The 23,337-nt window shown below is 72.5% G+C and carries 15 protein-coding genes, 2 tRNA genes and 1 riboswitch; of the genes, 6 read left to right on the plus strand and 11 right to left on the minus strand.

Going from position 1 to position 23,337, the window contains the following annotated elements; genetic code table 11:
- Positions 1-136: 136 nt before the first annotated feature.
- Positions 137-2,248 (minus strand): asparagine synthase-related protein, encoded by a 2,112-nt coding sequence (locus OG867_RS14830; RefSeq protein WP_406285738.1) that lies wholly within the window; start codon positions 2,246-2,248, stop codon positions 137-139.
- A gap of 1,259 nt (positions 2,249-3,507) precedes the next feature.
- Here OG867_RS14830 and OG867_RS14835 point away from each other — a divergent pair.
- The 4 genes from OG867_RS14835 (at position 3,508) to OG867_RS14850 (ending at position 9,003) form a co-directional block, all read left to right on the plus strand.
- Positions 3,508-5,085: a sporulation protein gene (locus OG867_RS14835; protein WP_328901319.1), complete on the plus strand. Its 1,578-nt coding sequence runs from the start codon at positions 3,508-3,510 to the stop codon at positions 5,083-5,085.
- Positions 5,086-5,197: 112 nt separating this feature from the next.
- The gene (gene lhgO, locus OG867_RS14840; RefSeq protein ID WP_328901318.1) at positions 5,198-6,448 is read left to right on the plus strand and encodes an L-2-hydroxyglutarate oxidase; all 1,251 of its coding nucleotides are present in this window, start codon (positions 5,198-5,200) and stop codon (positions 6,446-6,448) included.
- An 81-nt stretch (positions 6,449-6,529) separates the two neighbouring features.
- A complete protein-coding gene (gene trmB, locus OG867_RS14845) occupies positions 6,530-7,366 on the plus strand; it encodes a tRNA (guanosine(46)-N7)-methyltransferase TrmB (RefSeq protein ID WP_406285740.1) in 837 nt (278 codons plus the stop codon).
- A 50-nt stretch (positions 7,367-7,416) separates the two neighbouring features.
- Positions 7,417-9,003: a PrsW family intramembrane metalloprotease gene (locus tag OG867_RS14850; RefSeq protein ID WP_406285742.1), complete on the plus strand. Its 1,587-nt coding sequence runs from the start codon at positions 7,417-7,419 to the stop codon at positions 9,001-9,003.
- 3 nt (positions 9,004-9,006) lie between these two features.
- Here OG867_RS14850 and OG867_RS14855 read toward each other — a convergent pair whose 3' ends face one another.
- The 4 genes from OG867_RS14855 to OG867_RS14870 all read right to left on the minus strand — a co-directional run bounded on the left by OG867_RS14855 (position 9,007) and on the right by OG867_RS14870 (position 13,091).
- Positions 9,007-9,951: an aldo/keto reductase gene (locus OG867_RS14855; protein ID WP_406285744.1), complete on the minus strand. Its 945-nt coding sequence runs from the start codon at positions 9,949-9,951 to the stop codon at positions 9,007-9,009.
- A 187-nt stretch (positions 9,952-10,138) separates the two neighbouring features.
- Positions 10,139-11,308: a M23 family metallopeptidase gene (locus tag OG867_RS14860; RefSeq protein ID WP_406285746.1), complete on the minus strand. Its 1,170-nt coding sequence runs from the start codon at positions 11,306-11,308 to the stop codon at positions 10,139-10,141.
- Positions 11,309-11,319: 11 nt separating this feature from the next.
- Positions 11,320-11,473: riboswitch (cyclic di-AMP (ydaO/yuaA leader) on the minus strand.
- A 211-nt stretch (positions 11,474-11,684) separates the two neighbouring features.
- Positions 11,685-12,848 (minus strand): PP2C family protein-serine/threonine phosphatase, encoded by a 1,164-nt coding sequence (locus OG867_RS14865; RefSeq protein WP_406285749.1) that lies wholly within the window; start codon positions 12,846-12,848, stop codon positions 11,685-11,687.
- A gap of 169 nt (positions 12,849-13,017) precedes the next feature.
- Positions 13,018-13,091 (minus strand) — tRNA-Met (locus OG867_RS14870).
- Between the two features lie 279 nt (positions 13,092-13,370).
- On the opposite strand from OG867_RS14870, the gene OG867_RS14875 reads away from it, so the two are divergent.
- Both OG867_RS14875 and OG867_RS14880 read left to right on the plus strand, forming a co-directional pair.
- On the plus strand, positions 13,371-13,655 hold the full coding sequence (locus OG867_RS14875) for a hypothetical protein (protein WP_406285751.1): 285 nt from the start codon (positions 13,371-13,373) through the stop codon (positions 13,653-13,655).
- 102 nt (positions 13,656-13,757) lie between these two features.
- Positions 13,758-14,168, plus strand: coding sequence for an SHOCT domain-containing protein (locus OG867_RS14880; protein ID WP_406285753.1), 411 nt, complete (start codon positions 13,758-13,760; stop codon positions 14,166-14,168).
- 61 nt (positions 14,169-14,229) lie between these two features.
- Here OG867_RS14880 and OG867_RS14885 read toward each other — a convergent pair.
- The 6 genes from OG867_RS14885 to OG867_RS14910 form a co-directional block, all read right to left on the minus strand.
- Positions 14,230-14,303, minus strand: a tRNA-Lys gene (locus tag OG867_RS14885).
- Between the two features lie 111 nt (positions 14,304-14,414).
- Positions 14,415-16,544 (minus strand): FG-GAP repeat domain-containing protein, encoded by a 2,130-nt coding sequence (locus OG867_RS14890; protein ID WP_406290961.1) that lies wholly within the window; start codon positions 16,542-16,544, stop codon positions 14,415-14,417.
- Between the two features lie 47 nt (positions 16,545-16,591).
- Positions 16,592-19,594, minus strand: a complete 3,003-nt coding sequence (locus OG867_RS14895) for an FG-GAP-like repeat-containing protein (protein WP_406285756.1) — start codon at positions 19,592-19,594, stop codon at positions 16,592-16,594.
- Positions 19,595-19,872: 278 nt separating this feature from the next.
- Positions 19,873-21,999 carry a DEAD/DEAH box helicase gene (locus OG867_RS14900; protein WP_406285759.1) on the minus strand — a complete coding sequence of 709 codons (2,127 nt, stop codon included), beginning with the start codon at positions 21,997-21,999 and terminating at the stop codon, positions 19,873-19,875.
- A gap of 240 nt (positions 22,000-22,239) precedes the next feature.
- Entirely contained in the window at positions 22,240-22,821 is a 582-nt protein-coding gene (locus OG867_RS14905; RefSeq protein ID WP_406285761.1) for a hypothetical protein, read from the minus strand.
- 129 nt (positions 22,822-22,950) lie between these two features.
- On the minus strand, positions 22,951-23,301 hold the full coding sequence (locus OG867_RS14910; protein ID WP_018101725.1) for a metallopeptidase family protein: 351 nt from the start codon (positions 23,299-23,301) through the stop codon (positions 22,951-22,953).
- Positions 23,302-23,337: the final 36 nt, after the last annotated feature.

Here is a 23,337-nt window from a genome sequence, read left to right on the forward strand (position 1 = left end):
CACCATTGTGTCCCGGCGGAACCGCCGGTGAGCAGCGGTCGGACGGACCGGGACGCCCGGGGACGAACCCACCCGGCGCGCCTCCGCCCTCAGGACGCCCGGGGACGAACCCACCCCGGCGCGCCCACGCCCCCTCTCACCCTTGAAGCGAGCGCCGGGCCGGGACCACGCCCCCCGCCACCGCGCGCTGCCGGGGGGCCGCCGTACCGGTCCAGCAGGTGCCGCGCCGGGAGACGAGGCGGCGCAGCCACAGCTCCGTGGAGGCGAGCTCGGCGAGGCCGTCCAGGGGCAGCGGCTCCCCCTCGGAGGCCGCGCGCAGGGCCTTGCGTACGACGCGGGCCTCCACCAGGCCGGCGTCGGCGAGCAGCGGGGCGTCGAAGAGCGCGATCAGCTCGGGCAGGGCGGCGCGCAACCCGGTCCGGGTCACCGCCGTCGAGGTGTGCTGCGAGGGAGCGCCCCAGCCGGGAGGCAGTTCGTGGATGCCCGCGCCGGCCAGCACACGGCGCAGGATCGCCGCGCGGGCGCCCGGCTGGACCCGCAGTGACTCGGGGAGCGCGCGGGCCGCGCGTACGACCTGGTTGTCCAGGAAGGGGGCGTGCAGCCGCTGGCTGCGAATCTCGGCGGCCTGCTCCAGGATGCGGTGGTCGGCGGCGCTGCGGGCGAGGGCGGCCCTCGCCCGGGCCTCACCGGGGCGCTGGACCGAGGAGGGGCGGATCGCCGCCTCCTGAAGGCGAACCGATACTTCGGCCAGCGCCTCTCCGGTCAGCCACCGGGCGGCAGGCCCCGGTCTCGACCAGGCGAGTGCGGCGAGCGAGGCATCGGCCGGGGTGTCGAGGCCGGGCGTGAGGCGGTTGGCGTCGGGCAGCCGGCCTGCGGCCGTTTCGAGGCCGGTGCGGTAGGACGTACGGGCCAGCTTGCGGGCCGCCCGGTAGACGGTCAGCGGCACGAACAGCGAGTGGGCGGAAGGGCCTTCGGCCTTGGCGAGGGCGGCGACCGGGCGCAGCAGGTGGCGGCGGCGCCGGTCCATCAGCAGGTCGGCGAGGCGGGCCGGGTGGGCGTCGAGCACCTGTCGGGCACCCGCGCCCACGAAGTGGTCGGCGCTGCCCGCGGAGAGCCGGCGCCGGTGCCGTTCGGCGAGGACGAGGGAAGGGGCCGGCTCGTCGGTGAGCGGTCCGGCCCCCAGCTCGGCGTAGGGCAGGGCCTCTTCGCCCGCCGCGACGACGACGTGGTGCAGCCGGGGGTTGGCCGCGATGGCGCGGGCCCGTTCGAGTTCGGGTTCGTGGGCGCGGGTCGTCAGGTCGTTGAAGGTGACGGCGAGCAGCCGCTCCCCCGCCCCGGTGCCGTGGCCCAGGATCGTGCCGGGCAGCCCGGGAAGACCGGCGGCGAGCAGGGCGAGGGTCGCCGATGCGCTGCCCCCGGAGAGGTCGGCGCCGATGCCGGGTACCGGCGCGCCCCGGGCGGCGCGGCGTTCGGCCGGGCCCATGCCGGGGACCGGACCGGGGTCGGGCGGCAGGGTCTCTGGGGCGTGGCGCGGGGCCAGGAGCCGGGCGCGTACCGCTTCGACCAGGGCGTCGCGCACCCCGTCGACGGCGCTCACCGGGTCGAGCTCGGGCGCCGCGACGGCGAGGGAGGCCACCGCCTCGTAACCGGTGATCTCCCGCGAGCCCTCGCGGAGGATCAGGGCGTGTCCGGGCGGGATGCGCTTCACGCCCGCGTAGGGGGTGCCGTCGCGCAGCGCCTCCGGGGTCTCGGGGCAGGCCAGCAGCGCGGCCAGGTGGCCGATGTCGAGCTGGGCCTCGATGAGGTCGGCGAGCGGCAGCGCGGCGGTGGCGTACGCCGTGCCGCCGGCCCACGGCGTGTAGAAGACGGGGCGGGCCCCGGCGAGGTCGCCGACGACGGTGATCCGGCGGCCGATCTGGACGACGACCGTGTAGCTGCCGGTCCAGGCGGTGAGGTGGCGCAGGGCGCCGCCCCGGGCGGCGAGCAGGCCGACGCGCAGCTGTTCGTCGGTGGCCCCGCAGCAGCCGAGGACGGCGAGCCGGACCATGGGGGCGCCCTCGGCGGTGTCCACCCGGACGGTGCGGATCTCGTCGGGCCGCCAGTCACCGACCGCCCAGAGCGGATCGGGGTCGCCCCAAAGGAGTTGGGAGCCCACGGGGTGCATCGTGCGCCCGTCGTCACTGCCGCCGACCGCCCCGGCCGTGCCGAAGCTCGCGGCGATACTGCTCCAACCCACCAACCAACGCATCGCCGCCTCCACAGGCTGTGGACAAAAAACGGCGCGGCAGGCAAGCACCCGGAGAACTCCGGTGACGATCGGCGCCGTTGCGGACATGCTGCCACGACAACGGCGCGCAGGAGTGGCTACGGACGGCGCACGTCGTGAGCGCATGCGCCCCTGGCAAAGGCCACTGGGCGGACGCCGGGACGCACGATCCGCGCGAGGCTCGCGCGCGTCGCCCGGGAGGGCAACGGGATGGTGAATTCCGGGCGTTGCGTTCCCCGCTGCGGTCCCCGGGGAACGGCCCGCTTCCGGCCAATCCCCGCACCCGGGTCTCGCGACGGCGGGACGGTCCGCGCCTCCCCCGGCCCGACCTCATCCGACCGTCGACATCCGGCCAATCTCAGGGCGGAACGGAACCGTTGCCCACGTGATCCATTGGTCGATTCACTCTAATATGACCACAATTGGCCAGCGTCGCCCCGGTAAAACGCATCCGCTCGGCAATCCACCCGCCGCACCGAAGGTTCACACCCGGGAACCCCGGGAACACACGGTCCGGGAGGCGGGCCTCGCCCCCCGGACCGGTTCACCGCCTGCGGGGAATGAGGCGGCGATATATCCCCCAGCCCCCTGCGTCAGACGCAGCGGGCCGATCCACGCAGCACCCATGCAAGCGCCGCCTCCGGGGCCGGGCCAGAGCGCACGTGCGGGCGCACGGCCACACACCGGGGTGCACGCACGGAGCCCTCGGAGGCCCCCGGCCGAACCGACCGGGGGCGAGCGGGACGACAGCGGGCACGTACGCCCCGCGCGCCGGTCCGCGCTGGTCGGCAAGGAGAGAGAGCGGCGCGACGAAGCCCGTACACCGCCGCCGCGAAGCGGAATCGCACACCCTCACGCACCGGCTCGTCCCCGGCCCTGGCGACCTCCACTCCCTCTCCCCCGCACCCCCGTCATTCCCCCGCTCTTCCTTTTCCCTTCCTCCGCCGCGTGTTCGCCTCCACCGCCCCGTACGTCCCTCGCGTCACCTCCCGTCCCACAGCACTCCGCGCGTGGCCGGGACCGACAACAATCCCGCCATACGGACGTCCGGCCCTTAACGGTAGGGATGCGACGAACTACGCTGGGTGCACTGATGTTCTCTGCAGGGCGGCATATTCCCCGGGGCACGGCCAAATGCGTGTGCGGGCGGAGTGACAGGGTTCGTCCCTGGGGAGAACACGGTACGAATGCCGCGCGCCGAGACGGTGACGCGGCTGCCGTCTGTGTGTCGAGGGGTGGCCATGTCCAGGGAGCAACGAGGACCGAACGAGAAGCTCGGCACCGTTCTCGCCCTCGCGGGAATCAGTAACGCCGGGCTCGCCCGGCGGGTCAACGACCTCGGGGCGCAGCGCGGACTGACCCTCCGCTACGACAAGACGTCGGTCGCCCGGTGGGTCTCCAAGGGCATGGTGCCCCAGGGCGCCGCGCCCCATCTCATCGCCGCGGCGATCGGCGCCAAGCTGGGCCGGCCCGTCCCGCTGCACGAGATCGGTCTCGCCGACGCCGATCCGGCGCCGGAGGTCGGCCTGGCGTTCCCGCGTGACGTGGACGCGGCCGTCCGGTCCGCGACGGAGCTGTACCGGCTGGATCTGGCCGGGCGGCGCGCGGGCAGCGGCGGGATCTGGCAGTCGCTCGCGGGCTCGTTCTCGGTGAGCGCGTACGCCACACCCACGTCCCGCTGGCTGATATCCCCCGCCGACCCGTCGGTCGCGCGGGCACCGGCCACGGTCGGGGGGCAGCCGACCGGCGCGCACGGCGCACCGGGGGCGCACGGCCCCGCCGGGGCGCCCGCCCAGCCGGGCACACCCGCATCGCCCGCGCAGGCGACCGGCACGGCCACCGGCCACAGCCTCCTCATCCCGGCACAGCCCGGCCCCGAATCCGGAGGCGACGCCTCCTCGTTGCGCGTCGGCCACAGCGACGTCTCCAAACTCCGCGAGGCCGCCCAGGACGCGCGCCGCTGGGACTCCAAGTACGGCGGCGGGGACTGGCGCTCCTCGATGGTCCCGGAATGTTTACGCGTGGACGCGGCTCCGCTCCTGCTGGGCTCGTACAGCGACGAGGTCGGCCGTGCGCTGTTCGGCGCGGCGGCCGAGCTGACCCGGCTCGCCGGCTGGATGGCCTTCGACACCGGCCAGCAGGAGGCGGCCCAGCGGTACTACATCCAGGCGCTGCGCCTCGCGCGGGCGGCGGCCGACGTTCCGCTCGGCGGCTACGTCCTGGCGTCGATGTCGCTCCAGGCGACCTACCGCGGCTTCGCCGACGAGGGCGTCGACCTCGCGCAGGCCGCCGTCGAGCGCAACCGGGGCCTCGCGACCGCCCGCACGATGAGCTTCTTCCGCCTGGTCGAGGCCCGCGCGCACGCGAAGGCGAACGACGCGCCGGCCGCGGGAGCCGCGCTCAAGGCGTCCGAGAGCTGGCTCGAACGCTCCCGGGAGGGCGACGCCGACCCGGCGTGGCTCGGCTTCTACTCGTACGACCGCTTCGCGGCCGACGCCGCCGAGTGCCATCTCGACCTGAAGGCGCCCCGCCAGGTCCGGCGCTTCACCGAGCAGGCGCTGTCCCGGCCCACCGAGGAGTTCGTCCGCTCGCACGGGCTGCGGCTCGTCGTGTCGGCGGTCGCCGAACTGGAGTCGGGGAATCTGGACGCCGCCTGCGCGGCGGGCACCCGGGCCGTCGAGGTGGCGGGCCGCATCTCATCGGCGCGGACCACGGAGTACGTGCGCGACCTGCTGCACCGACTGGAGCCGTACGGGGACGAGCCGCGCGTCGTGGAGCTGCGCGAGCGCGCCCGCCCTCTGCTGGTCGCCCCGGCATAGAAGTCCCGGCTTCGGCATAGGAGTCCCGTTTCCCGGGAAGCGCCACGCTGGCCGCCCGGGTTTGAGTGCGTTGTCAGTGGGTCAGTGCACTATCGGGGTGGGAGGTGGCGTGATGATGACGCACGCGGCGTACGACTGCGATGTGCTGGTGATCGGCGGCGGGATCGTCGGACTGTCGGCCGCGTACGCGCTCACGCGCACCGCGCCGGGCACCCGCGTGACCGTGCTGGAGAAGGAGAGGGGTCCGGCGCGCCACCAGACGGGGCGCAACAGCGGGGTGATCCACAGCGGGATCTACTACCCGCCGGGCTCGCTCAAGGCGCGGTACGCGCTGCGCGGCAACGCCGAGATGACCGACTTCTGCCGGGAGCACTCCCTCGCCCACGCGGTGACCGGCAAGCTGATCGTCGCGACGGACCGCGCCGAGCTGCCCCGGCTGCACGCCCTGGTCCAGCGCGGCCGTGAGCACGGGCTGCCGGTGCGCGAGCTGGGGCCCGCGCAGATCGCCGAGTACGAGCCGAAGGTGCGGGGCCTCGCCGCGATCCGGGTCGGCACGACGGGCGTGTGCGACTTCCGGGCGGTCGCCGGGCGCCTCGCCGACGAGGTACGCGGCGCGGGCGGCGTGCTCCGCTTCGGCGCCGAGGTCACGGCGATCGACCGCCGCCCCTGGGGCGTGGCCGTGCGCACCGCCGACGGGCTGGTGGTCCGGGCCAGGGTGCTGGTCAACTGCGCGGGCCTGCACTGCGACCGGATCGCCCGGCTGGCCGGCGACGACCCGGGGATGCGGATCGTGCCGTTCCGGGGGGAGTACTACGAGCTGGCGCGGCCCGAGCTCGTGCGCGGGCTCGTCTACCCGGTGCCCGACCCGGCGTTCCCGTTCCTCGGCGTCCACCTGACCCGGGGCTTCGACGGCTCCGTCCACGTCGGCCCCAACGCGGTGCCCGCCGCCGCCCGCGAGGGCTACGGCTGGCCCGTCGTCCGGCCCCGCGAGCTGATGGACACGCTCAGCTGGCCGGGCTCGTGGCGCATCGCCCGCAGACACTGGCGGTACGGGGCGGGCGAGGTGCACCGCTCCCTCTCGAAGCGCGCGTTCACGGAGGCGGTCCGCCGCCTCCTGCCCGAGGTCACGGAGGAGGACCTGCGCCCCTCGCCGGCCGGGGTCCGCGCCCAGGCCGTGCTCCGGGACGGCACGCTGGTGGACGACTTCCTGATCCGCGAGGCCCCGCACACGGTGCACGTGCTGAACGCCCCGTCGCCCGCCGCCACCGCCTCGCTGCCCATCGGCCGCGAGGTGGCCCGCCGTGCCCTGCTCCGCGCCCGGGCGGCCGGGTGGAAGCCTCCGACACCGGCACCGGCGGGGTGACGGGCGCCCCGGCCCCGCGGTCGCCGGCCCCGCGGTCGCCGAGCGACCCGCCGTCGCCCGGCCCCGTAGAATCAGAGCATTGTGTCTGAGCCCAAGAACCCCTCCCGTCCGACGCCCGACGGCACCGTGCCCACCACCGCCGGGATCCCGGACGACGTGCGGGCCGCGTCCCTGGAGCGCGCGCGCCGGATGCGCCAGCAGCCCCGCTTCCCCGGCGGCCCCGCGGCCGACCCGGCCGGCTCGCACCACGAGCGCCGCATCCGCAGCTTCCAGCCGCGCCGCAGCCGGGTCACGCCCGGCCAACAGAACGCCCTGGAACGGCTCTGGCCCAAGTGGGGCCTGGACATCGACGGGCTGAGCGTCCTCGACCTGCCCGCACTGTTCGACGGCCTCCCGGTGATCCTGGAGATCGGCTTCGGCATGGGTGAGGCCACCGCGCAGATGGCGGCCGACGACCCGGGGACCGGCATCCTCGCCGTCGACGTGCACACGCCCGGCCAGGGCAACCTGCTCGGCCTCGCCGACCGGAACGGCTCGGCCAACGTCCGGGTCGCCAACGGTGACGCGATCATCCTGCTGCGCGAAATGCTGGAGCCGGATTCGCTGGACGGGCTGCGGGTCTACTTCCCCGACCCGTGGCCCAAGTCCCGCCACCACAAGCGCCGGCTGATCCAGCCGGAGTTCCTGGACCTGGTGGCGGGCCCGCTGAAGCCCGGGGCGATCGTGCACTGCGCGACCGACTGGGAGCCGTACGCCGAGCAGATGCTCGACGTGCTCACCGCGCACCCCCTCTTCGAGAACACGGTGGCCGGCGGCGGTTACGCCCCGCGGCCCGCGTTCCGCCCGCGGACCCGGTTCGAGGGCCAGGGTCTGGGGAAGGGCCACGTCGTGCACGACCTGCTCTTCGCGCGCGTCTGAGCCCGACGGGCACCATGGCCGTTGTCGGACCCGCTCGTTAGGGTCGAGGGGTGTCCGACGGGTCTGTTCAGCGACAACGGTGGGATCAGCCGGCCGTCCCCGTGCTCCAGGAGCAGCGGGTCGGCGAGATCCTGGCCGCCGTGCCGGCGCGGGGCCAGTGGCGTTACCGGCCGCGCCGCGTCGGCCTGCTCTGGCGGAACCGGACGTTCCGAGTCGTCGCCGTCTTCACGCTGCTCGCGCTCTGCGGGGTGGTGATCCTCGCCCTGGTCCGCGACCAGACCGGCACCGAGGGATTCCTCGTCGGCCTGAGCCTGGCCGTCCTGCCTGTTCCGGTACTGATGACGGCTTTCCGCTGGCTGGACCGGGTCGAGCCGACTCCGTGGCGGAATCTGCTGTTCGCCTTCGCGTGGGGTGCGTGCGCGGCGGCCCTGGTCGCCATCCTCGCCAACTCGTTCGCGACCCGGTGGATAGCCGACAGCGATCCGGGGAACGCCGACACCGTCGGCGCCACGGTCATCGCACCGGTGGTCGAGGAGAGCGCCAAGGCGGCCGCTGTCCTGCTGCTCTTCCTCTTCCGCCGGAGGGACTTCACCGGGATCGTGGACGGCGTCGTCGTCGCCGGGTTCACCGCGACGGGGTTCGCCTTCACCGAGAACATCCTCTACCTGGGCAACGCCTTCGGCGAGGACCAGCAACTGGACTCCGGTTTCGCGTCGGTGACCGTGGTGACGTTCCTGGTCCGGGCCGTGATGACCCCCTTCGCCCACCCGCTCTTCACCGTCATGACCGGCATCGGTCTCGGGATCGCCGCGAGCAGCGCCCCTGGCCGGCGGGTGCGGCGCATCGCCGTCCCGCTGCTCGGCCTGATCCTCGCGATGGGCATGCACGCCCTGTGGAACGGCTCGGCGACCTTCGGCCGGTACGGCTTCTACATCGTGTACGGGGCGTTCATGGTCCCGGTGTTCGGCCTGGTGACCTGGCAGATGGTCCGGGCCCGCCGCAAGGAGCTCCGCTCCCTGGCCGTCGAGCTCCCCGCGTACGCCGAAGCCGGCTGGCTCACCCCTGACGAACCCCGCGCCCTCGCCTCGATGCGGGCCCGCGCCCTGGCCAGGAACGCGGCCCGCCGGCGGTACGCGGTGAGCGCGTCCGGCCATCCGTACCACCCGGACTACGCGAGGGTCCGTGCCAAGGAGGCGAAGGAGCGCGGCAGGGCGGCGGCGCGGGCGGTCGCCGAGTACGAGGCGTTCGCGACGTCCCTGGCCTCCCTGCGCCGGCAGGCCGGGCTGGGCAGGGCGGACCCGGACTTCGCCGCGCGCGAGCTGGAGCTGCTGCATCACCTGTGGCAGCGCCGTGAGATCGCGGGCCCCGCCCTCGCGTACGCGGCCCGGGCCACCCACCGCCGGCCGCCCGGCTACACGGCCGCCTGGCCACCCCGCCGGCCGTACGCGGGCGGGCCCACGCCCTACGCGTACGGCAACCCGGCCCCGTACAACGGCCACCCGCATCCGTACAACGGCAACCCGGCCCCGTACGGCAGCCCATCCCCGTACGGCAGCCCGCCCCCGCACCCGACGACGCAGCCCTACGGTCAACACGCCTACGGCCAGCAGCCCTACAACAACGGGCCGCCGGCCTGACCCCTACGCCGACGCCGCCGTCAGCGTCGACAGCTCCTCGTCCGTCAGCTCAAGCCCGGCGACGGCCAGCAGGGCGGGCAGCTGGTCGAGCGTGCGGGCGGAGGCGATCGGCGCGGCAACCGTCGGGCGGGACGCGAGCCAGGCCAGGGCCACCGTCGCGATCTCGGCGTCCCGGTCCCGCGCCACCGTGTCGAGCGCGGCGAGCACCCGCTGTCCGCGCTCCGACTCCAGGTGACCGGCCGCGCTCCCGGCGCGGGCACTGTCCACGGTCGTCCCCAAGCGGTACTTGCCGGTGAGGAAGCCGGAGGCCAGCGCGTAGTACGGGACGGCCGCGAGCCCGGCGTCGGCGGCGGTGTCCTGGAGCTCGCCCTCGTAGGTGTCCCGGGAGACGAGGTTGTAGTGCGGCTGAAGCGCCACATAGCGGGCCAGGCCCTCGCGTTCGGAGAATTCCAGCGAGGCGCGCAGCCGCGCGGCACTGATGTTGGAGGCGGCGATCTCGCGGACCTTGCCCTCCTTCACCAGCTCGTCGAGCGCGGTGATGATCTCCTCGACCGGGACGGTCTCGTCATCGAAGTGCGTGTAGTACAGGTCGATGTGGTCCGTGCCGAGCCGGCGCAGCGACTCCTCGGCGGCCGACTTGATCGTGGGTGCCGAGAGGCCCTTGTAGCCGGGGAGCGCGCCGACCTTGGTGGCCACCACGACGTCGGACCGGTTGCCGCGCGACGCGAGCCACGTGCCGATGACCCTCTCCGACTCGCCGCCCTCGTTGCCGGGCACCCAGTGCGAGTAGGCGTCGGCGGTGTCCACGAAGTTGCCGCCGGCCGCCGCGTACGCGTCGAGGACGGCGAAGGACTGGGCCTCGTCCGCGGTCCAGCCGAAGACGTTTCCACCGAGGCAGAGCGGGAAGACCTGGAGGCCCGACGGGCCGAGATTGCGCAGTGAAGTCATATGTGGAACAACAGCTTCCGGCCTGCCCGCTATTCCGTGCCCCATCCATCCGGAAGGCTGCCGCATCCGGCAGCTGCGGCCACGCAGACCGGCAGCCCTGACGTCGGGGGTGTGCGTCAGGGCTGCCGGGGTTCGGACGGCCGCGGGCAGGGAAGAGCCCGGGCTCAAGAATGCGGAGCGGAAGTGCTCAGACCGTGAGACCGCGGGCGCGCAGCCAGGCCATCGGGTCGATGCCGGTGCCGTCGGGGGTGTGGACCTCCAGGTGGAGGTGCGGGCCGGTCACGTTGCCGGTCGCGCCGACGCGGCCGATGGTGTCGCCGGTGGTGACCTTCTGCCCGACCGTGACGCCGATCGAGGACTGGTGGCAGAACCACAGCTCGGTGCCGTCCTCCAGCTCCAGCACCGTGCGGTAGCCGTAGGCGCCGGACCAGCCGGCCGACTTGATGGTGCCGGTGTGGATGGCCTTGATCGGGGTACCGGTCGGGGCCGCGAAGTCGAGGCCCGTGTGGTAGCCGGAGGACCACATCGAGCCGGCCTCGCCGAACGTCGAGGTGATCGTGTACGAGGAGGTCGGGATGGCGTAACTGGCGGCGAGCTTGGCCAGGCGCAGGGCCTCGGCCTTCTTCTTCGCCTCCTCCTCCGCCTTCTTCTTCTCGGCGGCGGCCTTGGCCTCGGCCTCGTCCTGCTGCTTCTTCGCCTCGGCGGCCGCCTTCTCGGCAGCTGCCTTCTCCTCGGCCGCCTTCGCCTCGGCGTCGGCGGCGCCCTGCTGCTGCTCGGCCTGCTGGAGGATGCGGGCGCGCAGCGCCTCGCCGGCGTCCGTGGTGCCCTGCTCGGCCTCGGCCGTGGTGATGCCGGCGGTCGTCAGCGGGGCTGCGGCGGTGGCGGCAGCGGGGGTCTCGGCCGCGCTCTCGCCGGAGAACAACGCCCCCACGCCGGGAAGGGACTTGGCGTCGGGGAGATTGTCCGCGATGGAATCGGGAAGAGAGATGGAGACCGGCGGCTTGCTCTGCGCGGTGGCCATGCCTCCCGCGCCGACGGCCGCGATGACACCGACGCCGAGGACGGTGGAGCTACGGGCCAGACCATTGCGCTGCTTGGCGACACGGTGCTTGCCGCGGACGGGGCGAACGGACTCCTCGGTGGGGTTCCATTCCTCCCAGGCCCGCTCGGAGTCGGCGTCATCGGCGCGGAAGCCGCTGCCGAAACCGGCGCCGGTGGCGAAGCCGTTGCCCCGATCGGTCGTGTAGTCGCTTCCCTGTTCCGGGATGTACGCGGTGCCGGGGCCGGACACGAAGTCGGCGCCGTACTCGGGCACGAACCGGGAAGGTGATTCGGGGGCAGGCTTGTTGGACGCCACGCGGGCGCACTCCTTTCCTTCCTTCTCGCCTACCGGGTTAGCTGACGGGTTCGGAGCAGGAAGGTCTCCTACGGGTTCCTCCGCCTCTTGTGAAGACGAAGATGCCCGATTCACCCCATGTAGGTGGTTCCCCGGTTCCCTTGCGGAATTCGGCGCACGCGCACGGCGCCGTCCCTGACGACGGCTGGGACAACCGCGCTGCGTTATCGAACGTTAATAGACAGACGGGTCCGATTCCAAGCTGTTCCCACTGATCGTTCACGCGCTTGGCCTGGACTTTATGGGACACAACCGGGTGGAATCGGGCGAGTTGATCAGCGTTCGGTCACTACGCTTTTTCCGACGTTGCGTCAAATGTTATGCGGAGCGGCGTCTCTCAGTCACGCAGTGTGGCACCCCCCTTGACGATCTTCACCGTCCTGCGCCGGTCGGGCTGTCCCTTGGCCGGCCGAGCCACCGCGAGCAGCGCCATGTCGTCGGTCGACTCGCCCCCCGTATGCCGCCGTACGTCGTCGGTCAGCGCGGACAGCAGCTCCTCGGGGCCCGGGAAGAGGCGCCCGCGCAGCCGCTCCGCCGGGTCGTAGAAGACGCCCTCGGCGTCACGGGCCTCCGACAGGCCGTCCGTGTAGAACAGCAGCGTCCCGCCGGACGGCAGCTCCCACTCGTCCGAGCGGTCCGGCCGCACCCCCAGGTCCATGCCCAGCGGCAGGGCGGGCTCCGAGGGCGTCAGCGCCTCCACCGCCCCGTCCCCGTACAGCAGCAAGGGGTCCGGATGGCCGCGGTTCACCAGCCGTACGCGTTCCGCGCCCGGCGGGATCTCCGCGAACACGGCGGTCACGAACCCCTCGAACGCGTCCAGATTGCTCCGCCGTACCGACTCACGCGCCAGCGCGCGCTCCAGCCGCTGCGCCACGCCCTCCAGCGACTTCTCCTGCTCCGCCGCCTCCCGGAACGCCCCGATCACCACCGCCACCGCGCCGACCGCCTCCAGCCCCTTCCCGCGCACGTCCCCCAACACAAGCCGTACGCCGTACGGAGTGTCAGCGGCCGCGAAGAGGTCGCCCCCGACGAACTCGTCCGCCTGCGCCGCCTCGTACCGCGCGGCCACCTGGAGTCCGCCGATCCGCTCGGGCGGCGCGGGGAGCACGGCCCGCATGGCCGTCTCGGCGATGATCCGGGCGGACGCCAGTTGTTCGCTGCCGCGCCGCACAACACGGTTGATCACCGCGGCCTGGAAGGCGACGGTCAGCACGGTGAGCATCTCGATGACCGGGACCGCGCCCGGCAGGTCCCCCGTGTAGAGCCGCATCGCGGCGATCGCGACGACCCCGGCGAGCCCGATCCGGAGGGTGGCGCCGAGGCCGAAGAACGGCGCGGCGATCAGCGGGGCGGCCGCGAACATCGGGATCGCCGTGAACGCGGGCGGGGTGAAGTAGTCGAAGACCACTCCCACGACGATCATCGTGGCGGGCAGCACCCGGACGAATCGACGGCTGTCCACACCGTCACGCCCTCGCCACCGTCGCGCCCACTTCCCCACCTGCGGTCTCCTGCCCGGTGCGGCCACGGCCGATACCGCGCACCTCTCTCAGCCTCGCGCCCGCCCGGCAACCGGGCGAATCCTCGGCCGCCGATGGGGCGAAAACGCGTAGGCGCCGACAACGCATCAGGCCCGGCACGCTGTCAGCGTACCGGGCCTGATCCTTCAGTAGCGGGGACAGGATTTGAACCTGCGACCTCTGGGTTATGAGCCCAGCGAGCTACCGAGCTGCTCCACCCCGCGTCGGTAAACACAACTCTACTGCATGTTCGGAGCTCTCATGACCACCCGTCCCGCACACCCCGTGCGCACCGACGGCGCGGACCGCGGCCCCCCTTGACCAGAACGCCAAAGTGCCGAAAAAGAGAAGGCGTTGCGAGGGAACATGTGTTCTTTCGCAACGCAGCTGCTGCACCCCCGGCTCGGTGGGCTGCCGTGCGAGCAGGCCCCCGACCGCGCATGCCGGCGCGCGGAGAGCCGCTCCCGGTCTCTGATCGCAGCCTGCCTGGAGGGCTCTCGACCATGGCCGCACCACTCGCCTCCGATCACACCCCCGCCTCCTCGGCCGCCCCGCCGTCACCCGTACGCGCCGCCGCCAAGAGCGGCCTCATCGGCGGTGCGATGGGCGCGGCGATGAGCGCGGCGGTGAACTACCTGGCGATCGGCCTCCCGGGCAGCGCGTCCAGCAACGCGTTCAACCACGCGATATCGGGCCTGATCAGCGGGTTCCTCGCCGGTTTCATCGGCATCATGGTCCACGGCAAGAAGGCGGCCGCAGCCGCCGACGCGTCCGAGCCGGAGAAGTAGGCGCCACCCCTCCACAGCGCACCCCCTCCAACGGGCGCACGGACCCATATGGCGATATGACTGATTTCAGACTCAGCCATTTCGAGGCTCCGGGAGTGGACGATGGACGACTATCCCCTGCTCAACCTGTTCTGGACGATGCTCTGGTTCTTCCTCTGGATCATGTGGCTCTTCCTTCTCTTCCGGGTCATCATGGACATCTTCCGCAGCGATGACCTGAGCGGCTGGGCCAAGGCCGGCTGGCTGATCCTGGCGCTGGTGCTGCCCTACGTGGGCGTGCTGATCTACGTGATCGCCCGCGGCAAGTCCATGGGCAAGCGCGACGTCCAGGACGCGAAGGAACGCGACGCCGCCTTCAAGGCGTACATCAGGGACGCGGCGGGTACGGAAGGCGGCGGCAGCCACAAGAGCGGCGGCCATGTCGAGGACCTGTCGAAGCTCGCCGACCTCAAGGACAAGGGCGCGATCACCGAGGAGGAGTACCAGCGAGCGAAGTCGAAGCTCCTGGTCTGACGCCCGCCCCCGCACATGACAGAGCCCCGGGTCGCGCACGCGCTGACCCGGGGCCACGAGGTAGGCCGTGTGGGACTCGAACCCACAACCAACGGATTAAAAGTCCGCTGCTCTGACCAATTGAGCTAACGGCCCTCGGCACATCACCCCGAGCATAGCCCGCCCCGGCCGCGCAGCCGATCGGGTATCGGCTGCGCGGCCCCGTCACCGGGGTGGGGGCGGGCTCAAGGGCTCAGGGCTCAGGACTCAGAAGATGCCCTTGTACGTCTGCCAGCCGGTGGCGATCTGCGTACGGGCTCCGAAGGAGCCCTTGCCGTTGCCGTTGTTGCGGAACAGCTTGCCCGCCGAGTCGCGCACGACGAAGTCGTTCCGGCCGTCGCCGTTCAGGTCGCCGACGCCGATCAGCGCGTTGTACGAGCTGCCCCAGTCCGAGAACACCTTCACGCGCGCCGCGAAGCGGCCGTTGCCCAGGCCGTTGTAGCGCCACAGGCCGCCGCTGCGGTCGTGGCCGAGCAGGTCAGGGATGCCGTCGCCGGTGATGTCGCCGACGCCGGTGATCTGAGCGTACGTCCGCCAGTCGGTGTTGATCCGGGTCTTCGGGAGGAACTTCCCCGCGGCCGTGCCCGCGTAGAAGTAGATGTCGCCGGTGGACGTCTGACGGGCGACGAGGTCGGCCCGGCCGTCGCCGTTCAGGTCGCCGGGCGACGTCAGCACGTCGTACTGCTGCCAGCCGCCGCCGATCACGGTGTGCTTGCTGGTCGGCCTGTAGCCGGAGGTGCCGCAGCTGCCGTCGTACCGGCGCAGTTCGCCGCCGGGCATCCGGACGAGGAGCTCGGAGCAGCGATCGCTGCCGGTGTCCGCGAAGGGTACGGCGACCGTGCCGGCCGGCCAGCCGGTCCCCGACGCCTTGCCGCTGAAGACACCCGAGTCCTGCCCGAACTGGATGGTCAGGTCCCCGTGGGAGTTGAGCGTGACGAGGTCGCCGATGTGGGAGCGGCCCTGGTCGTGGAAGCCCGGCTTGCCGCCGCTGACCGCGATGGTCCCGTTGGCGGTGTACTTCCCCGTACCGTCCTCGGCCGTCGCCGTCAGGGTCCAGCTGTGCGGGCCGTTGCCCGTGTATCCGCCCGCGTCCGTCAGGCCGTCCCAGTCGACGTCCGCCGCGGTCCCGTCACCGCCCTTGAGGGTGCGCACCGTGCGGCCCGTCCAGTCCTTGACGGCGTACGTCCAGGAGACGGGCTTGTTGAACTGCCAGGTGCTGTTCCAGCTCTCCAGCCCGTCGACGCCCTTGATGTCCATGTACGAGTCGCCGAGATCGGCGGCGATCTTCGCGAGGGGCTGCGCGGGCACCCCGCTGGGCACGACGTGCAGGGTCTGCGCCGCGTCGAGATACGCGATGTCGCCGCCGAACTTGTCCACCGCCCAGGTCAGCCGCCGCTGATCGGCGGTCTTCCCCGCGGGGAGCGCCGCAATCGCGCGCGGGGCGGCCGCCTTGCCCGTGTGGAAGTCGGTGAGCAGCAGTTCGCCCGCGCTCCGGTCGTGCCGGACGAGGTAGCCGTCGCCGACGAGTGCGGGCCCGGACGGCACGGTGAACGACTTCTTCGCCGTACGGTCGTACACACCCGCGGCACCGGTCGTCCCGCAGTTCCAGTACACCCAGCGGCCGACCGCGCGCACCTCCTTGATCACGCAGGGAGCGCCGGTGGCCGCCGTCTCCACGACCTTCTTCGTCTCCAGGTCGGTCGCGGTGAGCGCCCCGGTGGCGGTGGTCGCCGCCCACAGCGCGGTGCCCCAGACGGAGGCCGCGCCCGGCGTGCGGACGATGGGCTCGGCGGTCGAGGTGTGGCCCGGGTACATGCCCGCCCGCTGCTTGGCGGGGGAACCGCCGTTGACGACGTAGGCGCGCCCGGTCAGGTCCACGACCTTGGCAGTATCCACGGGGTACTTGACGTCGCCACCGTGGTACGAGTTTCCGGGCGCCCAGAACTTCACCGACTCGGTGCCGGCGTCGTCGCCGTCGACGAACACCGTACCGACGTCACCGTGGCCCGAGGCGACCAGCTCGACGCAGGCGCCGTTGTCACAGGGCACCGTCCCGAGGTGCGCGCCGTTGGCGTACGTCCCGGCGAAGGCACGGCTCTCGCGCGCCCCCACGGTCAGGGCGTCGGCGGACACCCGGCGGTCGTACACCGTACGGTCGCCGGAAGCGCTCAGCTCCGTCGTCACCAGCCGCCCGCCCGCGAAGTCGAGGCCGTACACCCCGGTCGTGGCCACGGTGGCCGGGGCGGGGTCGGCGGCGCTCGCCGGTACGGCGGCCGTGGCGAGGACGGTCGCCCCGGCCACGGCGCCCACGAGCGCGGCGCGCCCGCGTATGAACACGGTCAAGAGAAGTTCCTTTCCGGGAAGCCCGGAGGTCAAATGATTGATCAGAAGAGATTCTTGTACATCTGCCAGCTGCCGCCGACCTTGGTACGCGCCGCAAGCGCGCCCTTGCCGTCGCCGCGGTAGCTCCACAGCACGCCGGACGTGTCGCGGGCCAGCAGGTCCGCGCGGCCGTCGCCGTTCAGATCGCCGGAGCCGACCATCGTGTCGTACATGGTCCAGCCGTAACCGATCTTGGTACGGGTGCCGAGTGTGCCGTTGACGGTGGCCGGGTAGCGCCACACGTCGCCCGAACGGTCGCGGGCCACCAGGTCGCCCTTGCCGTCGCCGTCCAGGTCGCCCGTCCCGGCCAGGAGGTACCCCTGCCAGCCGTAGCCGATCTTCACCCGGGGCTCGAAGAAGCCGTCGCCCTTGCTCTTGTAGAAGTACAGATCGCCCGCGGGCGTCCGGCCGAGCAGATCGGCGCGCCCGTCGCCCGACATGTCGCCGGGCGAGGTCAGGGCGTCGAACATGTTCCAGCCGGTGCCGATCTTCGTGTGCGGCGTCGTGGGCTTGAGCGCGGCCCCGCAGCCCGGCTTGTACGCGCGCAGCTCGCCCGCCTTCGTACGGACCAGGACGTCGTTGCACCGGTCGCCGCTGATGTCCTCGAACGGCACGGCGGCGGTCACGGTGTTGTCGCCCGTCCAGCCGGTGGCCGACACCTTGTCCTCGACCCGCCCGGCCCCGGTCCCGGTACCGGCCCGCCAGTCGGCCTGGCCCGCCGAGGTGAACGCGAGCAGGTCCCCGAACCCGTCGTTGCCGACGAAGTCCCGTGGCGCGGCTGCCGCTCCGGAGACCTTCACGGTCCCGGAAGCGGTCAGGGCGGCACCCCGGCCGTCGGCGGGCTTCGCGGTCAGCGTCCAGCTGTACGCGCCATTGGCCGCGAACCGGCCACCCGCGTCCTTGCCGTCCCACCCGGCCTTCACCAGGCCCCGCGCCTCACCACCGGCCAGCGTGCGGACCGTGGCCCCCGTCGCGGCGTTCCGCAGCGTCAGCTGCCAGGACGACGCGGGCTTCGACAGCCACCAGCGGGGTGACCAGGGAGCGCTCGCGACGTTGACCGATGCCGCGGCGGCGAAGTCGCGGACGGACAGTGCGGAGGCCGACACACCGGACGGGACCACGTGCACCCTGCCGTCCGTGTCGGCGAAGGCGAGCGGGCCGCCGAACCGGTCGACGGTCCACCCCTCGCCCTGCGCGGGATTGGCCGGCCGGCCAACGACGTGGGTGCCCGTCGTGCCCCGCACATCGGTGACGGAGAGGACCCCGTCCTTCTCCCATCCGACGTAACCGTCACCGAGCATCGCGTCCCCGTGGGCGGGGAGACGGACCGACTTCTTCGTGACGGTGCCGTAGACGCCGGAGGTGCCGGTCGCGCACTCCCAGTACAGGTCGGTGCCGTTGGCGCGAAGATCCGTGAGGTCGCAGTCGCCGACGTCGACGCTGCGGACGTTGTCTCCGGTGCGTACGTCGAGCGCTTGGACGACGCCCTGTGCGGCACCCTCCACCCACAGCGTGGATCCGTCGATCGCGAACGCCGGCATGTACGCGTTCTGGGCGGGGCCCGTGTAGACCGGCTTCCCGGTGTCCAGGTCGATGACTTGCAGGCGCGGGTTGTAGTCCTCCGAAGACGGTCCGGGAATCCTTGCCACGGTGTAGCGGCCGGAAGCCTGCATCGTGTCGTGCGGCTGCTGGTACGTGGACTGGTCGTTGACCTTCCGGGCCGGCAGGGACGCCGACTCGTCGAGGACGCTCAGCCCCTCGCCGTTGATGCCCTGGTACGCCAGCCGGCCGTCACCGGTGGACTGGATCTCCTCGCACCAGTCCCAGTCACAGCCCGCGTACTGGTTGAACAGCCCCCGGTCCACGCGCGGTCCGGCCGTCGGACCGCCGCTCGGCGAGACGTCGGTCCGGCGCAGCCGCGCCTTGCCGAACGGGATCCTGTCGACGGTGTGCAGGCGCCCCTGAGCCATGCTCATGCCCTCGACGACGGTGGCGATCGCGGCGACGTCGGCCACCTTCGCCGTGGTGACCCTGCCTTCCGCGCCCGCCCGCAGCGCGTACACGGAACTGGTCGCGTCCTGACTCCCGCTCGCCCTGCCCAGCAGCATCGTTCCGTCGGGCTCGACCACCGGTATCGCCGCGGCACGGTCGAGGACCACGCGCTCCGGGCCGCCGGTCACCGGGACCGCGAGGACGGCGTGGTCGGTCGCGGTGTCCCCGCCGGTCGCCGACGGCCGGGTGTACAGGACCTCGTCGCCGACCACGCCGAGCAGTTTCCCGCCACCCACATCTGTGAGGGTGATCTCGTGGGCGGGCTTCGAGAGGTCCGTCAGGTCCCACACGCGGTAGGTGCCCGTGTCGCCGAACCGCTGGACCACCCGCTGTTCTCCGGGCGTCACCCAGCTGTTGAGGAGGGCCGTCGGGTGCAGTCCCGAGTCGTCCAGCCGGTACACGACCCGTCGGCTGTTCACAGTCGCCTCGACGAACACGCCGTCCGCGCTGCCATGCTCCTGGACGTACAGCGACCTGGCCCCGTCCGGCAGTCCGGCCACCGGGGTCTCCACCACCTGGCCGTTCTTCCAGGACAGCTGACGCAGTCCCGGCTTGCCCTCGGGGGTGGCGGTCGTGACGACCGTGCCGCCGTAGGTGCCGGCGTGGCGCCACCCCGAGGGGATCGGCAGGGACCACTCCTGCCCGGTCCGCATGTCCCGCTGGACGGGCGACGCCAAACCGGTGAAGGTCACGACGTCCGTGCCTGCCACTGTGGCGACCCGCTGCCTGTCCGGCACCGGGACGGCTCGCGTGGACCCGTCGGCGTACGAGGTCCAGTTGTAGCCCTCTCCTGCCTGCCCCCACAGATACCCGGTCGCCCCGGCGCCCACCAGGCGGGCCGCGTTGGGGTTCTGGTTCTGCTCCGCGGGGATGACGAGCCCGGCGGGCGGCGAAGCCTCCGCGCCGGCGGAGGGAGGCACGAACGCCGCCCCGATCCCCAGCGCCGCGATCATCGCGACAGCACTTCTCACGGCCGTACGGCGTCTCAAGACGAGCCCCTCCTGGGTGCTTCAAGAGCATGAGGAGGACGCGGCAGCATGCGCCGCGGTCTGTGCGAAGTGAAAGCCCCCCGGCCCCTACCCCCCATGCGATGCAGGTGACATTAACAGCAGCCGCGCATGCACCGGTAGCCAGATTCGAACTCGTTCAAAGAACGATTCCGCGAACAAACGAAAGCGGGCCCGTCCACGAAGGACGGGCCCGCTTCATCAGGTCGGAGACCTACGGACGATCAGCCGTTGCGCTTCCAGCGCGGCTTGTCGTCGCGGCGGCCGAAGGAGCCGGTGCTGGTGCCGGTACCGGTCGAACGGTGGTCGTCGCGGCGGCCGTTCGGGCGGTCGCCGCCGGAGCGGAAGCCACCGGACGGGCGGTCGTCACGACGGTCGCGGTTGAACGGACGGTCGCCGCCGCCGGAGCGGAAGCCGCCCGAAGGACGGTCGTCACGGTTGAACGACGGGCGCTCGTCGCGGCGCTCGAAGGAACGGCCACCACGGTCGTCGCGGCGGTCGCCACCGGAGCGGAAGCCACCCGAAGGACGGTCGTCACGACGGTCGCGGTTGAACGACGGACGGTCGTCGCGGCGCTCGAAGGAACGGCCACCACGGTCGTCGCGGCGGTCGCCACCGGAGCGGAAGCCACCCGAAGGACGATCGTCACGACGGTCGTTGCTGCTGCGGAACGAGGGGCGGTCGCTGTTGCCCCGGTAGCCGCTCTGACCGGCGGGACGGCCGGAGCGCTCGCCGACGCGGTCGTCACGGCGGTCGTTGCCCCGGTAGCCGCCACCGCGGTTGTCGCGGCGCTCGTAGTTGCCCCGCTCGTCGCGGCGGTCCTCGCGCACGGCCGGCTGCTCCGGCACGGAGGCGGCGGCAGCCGCGAGGGCGGCCTCGGCCTCGGCGGTGACCTCGGCCACGGCGGCCTCGGGGTCGTCGCCGCGCTCACGGGCGGCACGCGCCACCAGGCGGTCGGCCTCCTCGCGGAGCTCGACGGCGCGGCGCTGGGCGCGCTCCAGCTGCTTGGTCAGCTCGGCGGCCTCGCGCTCGGCCTGCTTCGCGGAGTTGTTCGCGGAGTCGGCCTGGACCTCGGTGAGCGAACGGGCGCCGGTGATCTCGGCGACCTCCGGCTCAAAGACGCCCGCGCCCTGCACGATGTGACGCGAGGCGTCGACGCCCGCGTCCTCCATCAGGCGGAAGATCTGGCGGCGCTGGTGCGGCAGGGCCAGCGAGACGACCACACCGGACTTGCCGGCACGGGCGGTACGGCCCGAGCGGTGGAGGTAGTCCTTGTGGTCACCGGCCGGGTCCACGTTCAGGACCAGGTCGATGCCGTCGACGTGGATACCGCGCGCGGCGACGTCGGTCGCGACGAGCGCGTTGACGTAACCCTTCTTGAAGTCCTCCAGGACCCGGGTGCGCGCGCCCTGCGTCATGCCACCGTGCAGCGCGTCCGCCTTGACGCCCGCGTCGACAAGCTGCTCGGCGATGCGGTCGGCGCCCAGCTGGGTGCGGACGAAGATGATCGTGCGGCCCTTGCGGGCGGCGATCGCCGAGGTGACCGGCGCCTTGTCCTTCGGCTTCACGACGAGGACGTGGTGCGACATGGTCGAGACGTTGCCCTGGGCGGAGTCGACCTCGTGGGTGACCGGGTTGCTCAGGTAGCGCTTGACCAGCGTGCCGATCTCGTTCTCCATGGTGGCGGAGAAGAGCATGCGCTGGCCGCCCCCGGGGATCTGGTCCAGCAGCTCGGTGACCTCGGGCAGGAAGCCCAGGTCGGACATCTGGTCGGCCTCGTCGAGGACGGCGACCTGGACGTTCTCCAGCGAGCACGCGCCGCGGTTGATGATGTCGCGCAGCCGGCCCGGGGTGGCGACGAGGATGTCGACACCGCGCTCCAGGGCGTAGATCTGGTTGCCCATCGACGTACCGCCGCAGACGACCTTCATCTTCAGGCCGAGCACGTCGCCGTACGGCTGCAGCGCATCCGCGACCTGCATCGCGAGCTCACGGGTCGGGGTGAGGATGATCGCGCGGGGCTTCTTCTTCTCGGTGCGCCCCTCCGCCAGCGCCGACAGGGTCGGCAGGCCGAAGGAGAGGGTCTTGCCGGAGCCGGTACGGCCGCGGCCGAGGATGTCCTTGCCGGCCAGGGCGTCCGGGATGGTCGCCGCCTGGATCGGGAAGGGCGTGGTCACACCGTTCTGCGCGAGCTTGCGGACGATGCCCTCGGGCAGGCCCAGGTCGGCGAAGGTGACGGTCGGCTCAGAAGCCTCGGCGGCCTCGGTGACGACAGCCTCGGTGACGACGGCCTCGGTGACGACGGCCTCGGTGACAGCGTTGAGCTCGTCGTTCTCGACGTTCTCGGGCATGACGGTGTGGTCAGAACTGGAAATTGACATGCGAAATGCGAAACCTTCCGGAGTCTCGGCACGCGCCCATAACTCCGTGATTTCGCAATGTCGACCGCCTCAATGCGGTCCAGCCACGGCAAGGGAGAGTACGCGCCACACGGCGCTCTTCTGTGTCGGCGCCGGGCAATAGGATCAAGCGATCTACCACCATACGCACTCTCACCCACATTGCGCAAGCCGTCTCCTCCGCCCGTCCCCTCAGGCCGGTCCCACCTGCGGTGATGCCTCCGGTGTACGCAGCTCCGCCACCTCGTCCGGCCAGCCCAGGGCGTCGGTACGGAACTGAGCCGCCGGAGACGCCGAGGGCGCCGGCGGCGCGGGATCAGAGGGCTCCGGACCGGGCTCCTCCGGCTCCGGCGGCGCGGGTGTGTCCGCCGGATCCTCCGGACCGGGTACGGGGTCGGGGCCGGCCGGCGCCGAGGGCTCCGGCGGCGCGGACCCGCCCGGGCCCGCCGGTCCGGAGGGATGCGCGGCCCGGCCCTCGCCCTTCTCCGACCCGCCCCCGGGCCCGTCGGCCGCCGGGGCGCTCCCGGAGGGCGACGCGGAAGCGCTCGGCCCGGCGCCCCGGCGCTCCGACTGCGCACCGGCGCCGCCGAACCGGGAGTGCCCGGTCCCCGTCACCGTGGAGCCGTTCGGCTCGACCGCGGCGCCCTTCGGCTCGGCGGACCGCGAGGGCGCCGGTTCCGCACCGTCGGAGCCGACGCTCATACAGCCGGTGGACGTGGCGAGCGTGACAGCGGTGACCGCTGCCCAGCGGACGGGGACGGAGAACTGGCGCACGGGGGCACCTCCGGGGACACGAGGAAGGACGGGGCCTGACATGAACGAGACGGGTGCGCTCTGCCCAACTCCCTTGACCCCGCCCGGGACACGCCCGGCGGGCCGGCTCCTTCGGCGCGGCCGCCCGGCTCACCCGTAGCCGAGCGCGTGCAGCCTCTCGTCGTCGATGCCGAAGTGGTGGGCGATCTCGTGCACGACGGTGATCTCCGTCTCGGCCACCACGTCCTCGCGCGTCTCGCACATCCGCAGCGTCGGACCCCGGTAGATCGTGATCCGGTCCGGCAGCACGCCCGCGTACCACTCACCGCGCTCGGTCAGCGGCGTGCCCTCGTACAGGCCGAGCAGTTCCGGGTCATCGGACTCCGGCTCGTCCTCGACGAAGACCGCGACGTTGTCCATCAGCCGGGTCAGCTCCGGCGGAATCCGGTCCAGCGCCTCGGCGACCAGTTCCTCGAACGCTTCCCGCGTCATCTCCAGCACCCGGCCATTGTCCCGTACGGCACCCCCGCCCGCCCA

The sequence above is a fragment of the Streptomyces sp. NBC_00209 genome (genome assembly GCF_045206345.1).
Lineage (GTDB): Bacteria > Actinomycetota > Actinomycetes > Streptomycetales > Streptomycetaceae > Streptomyces.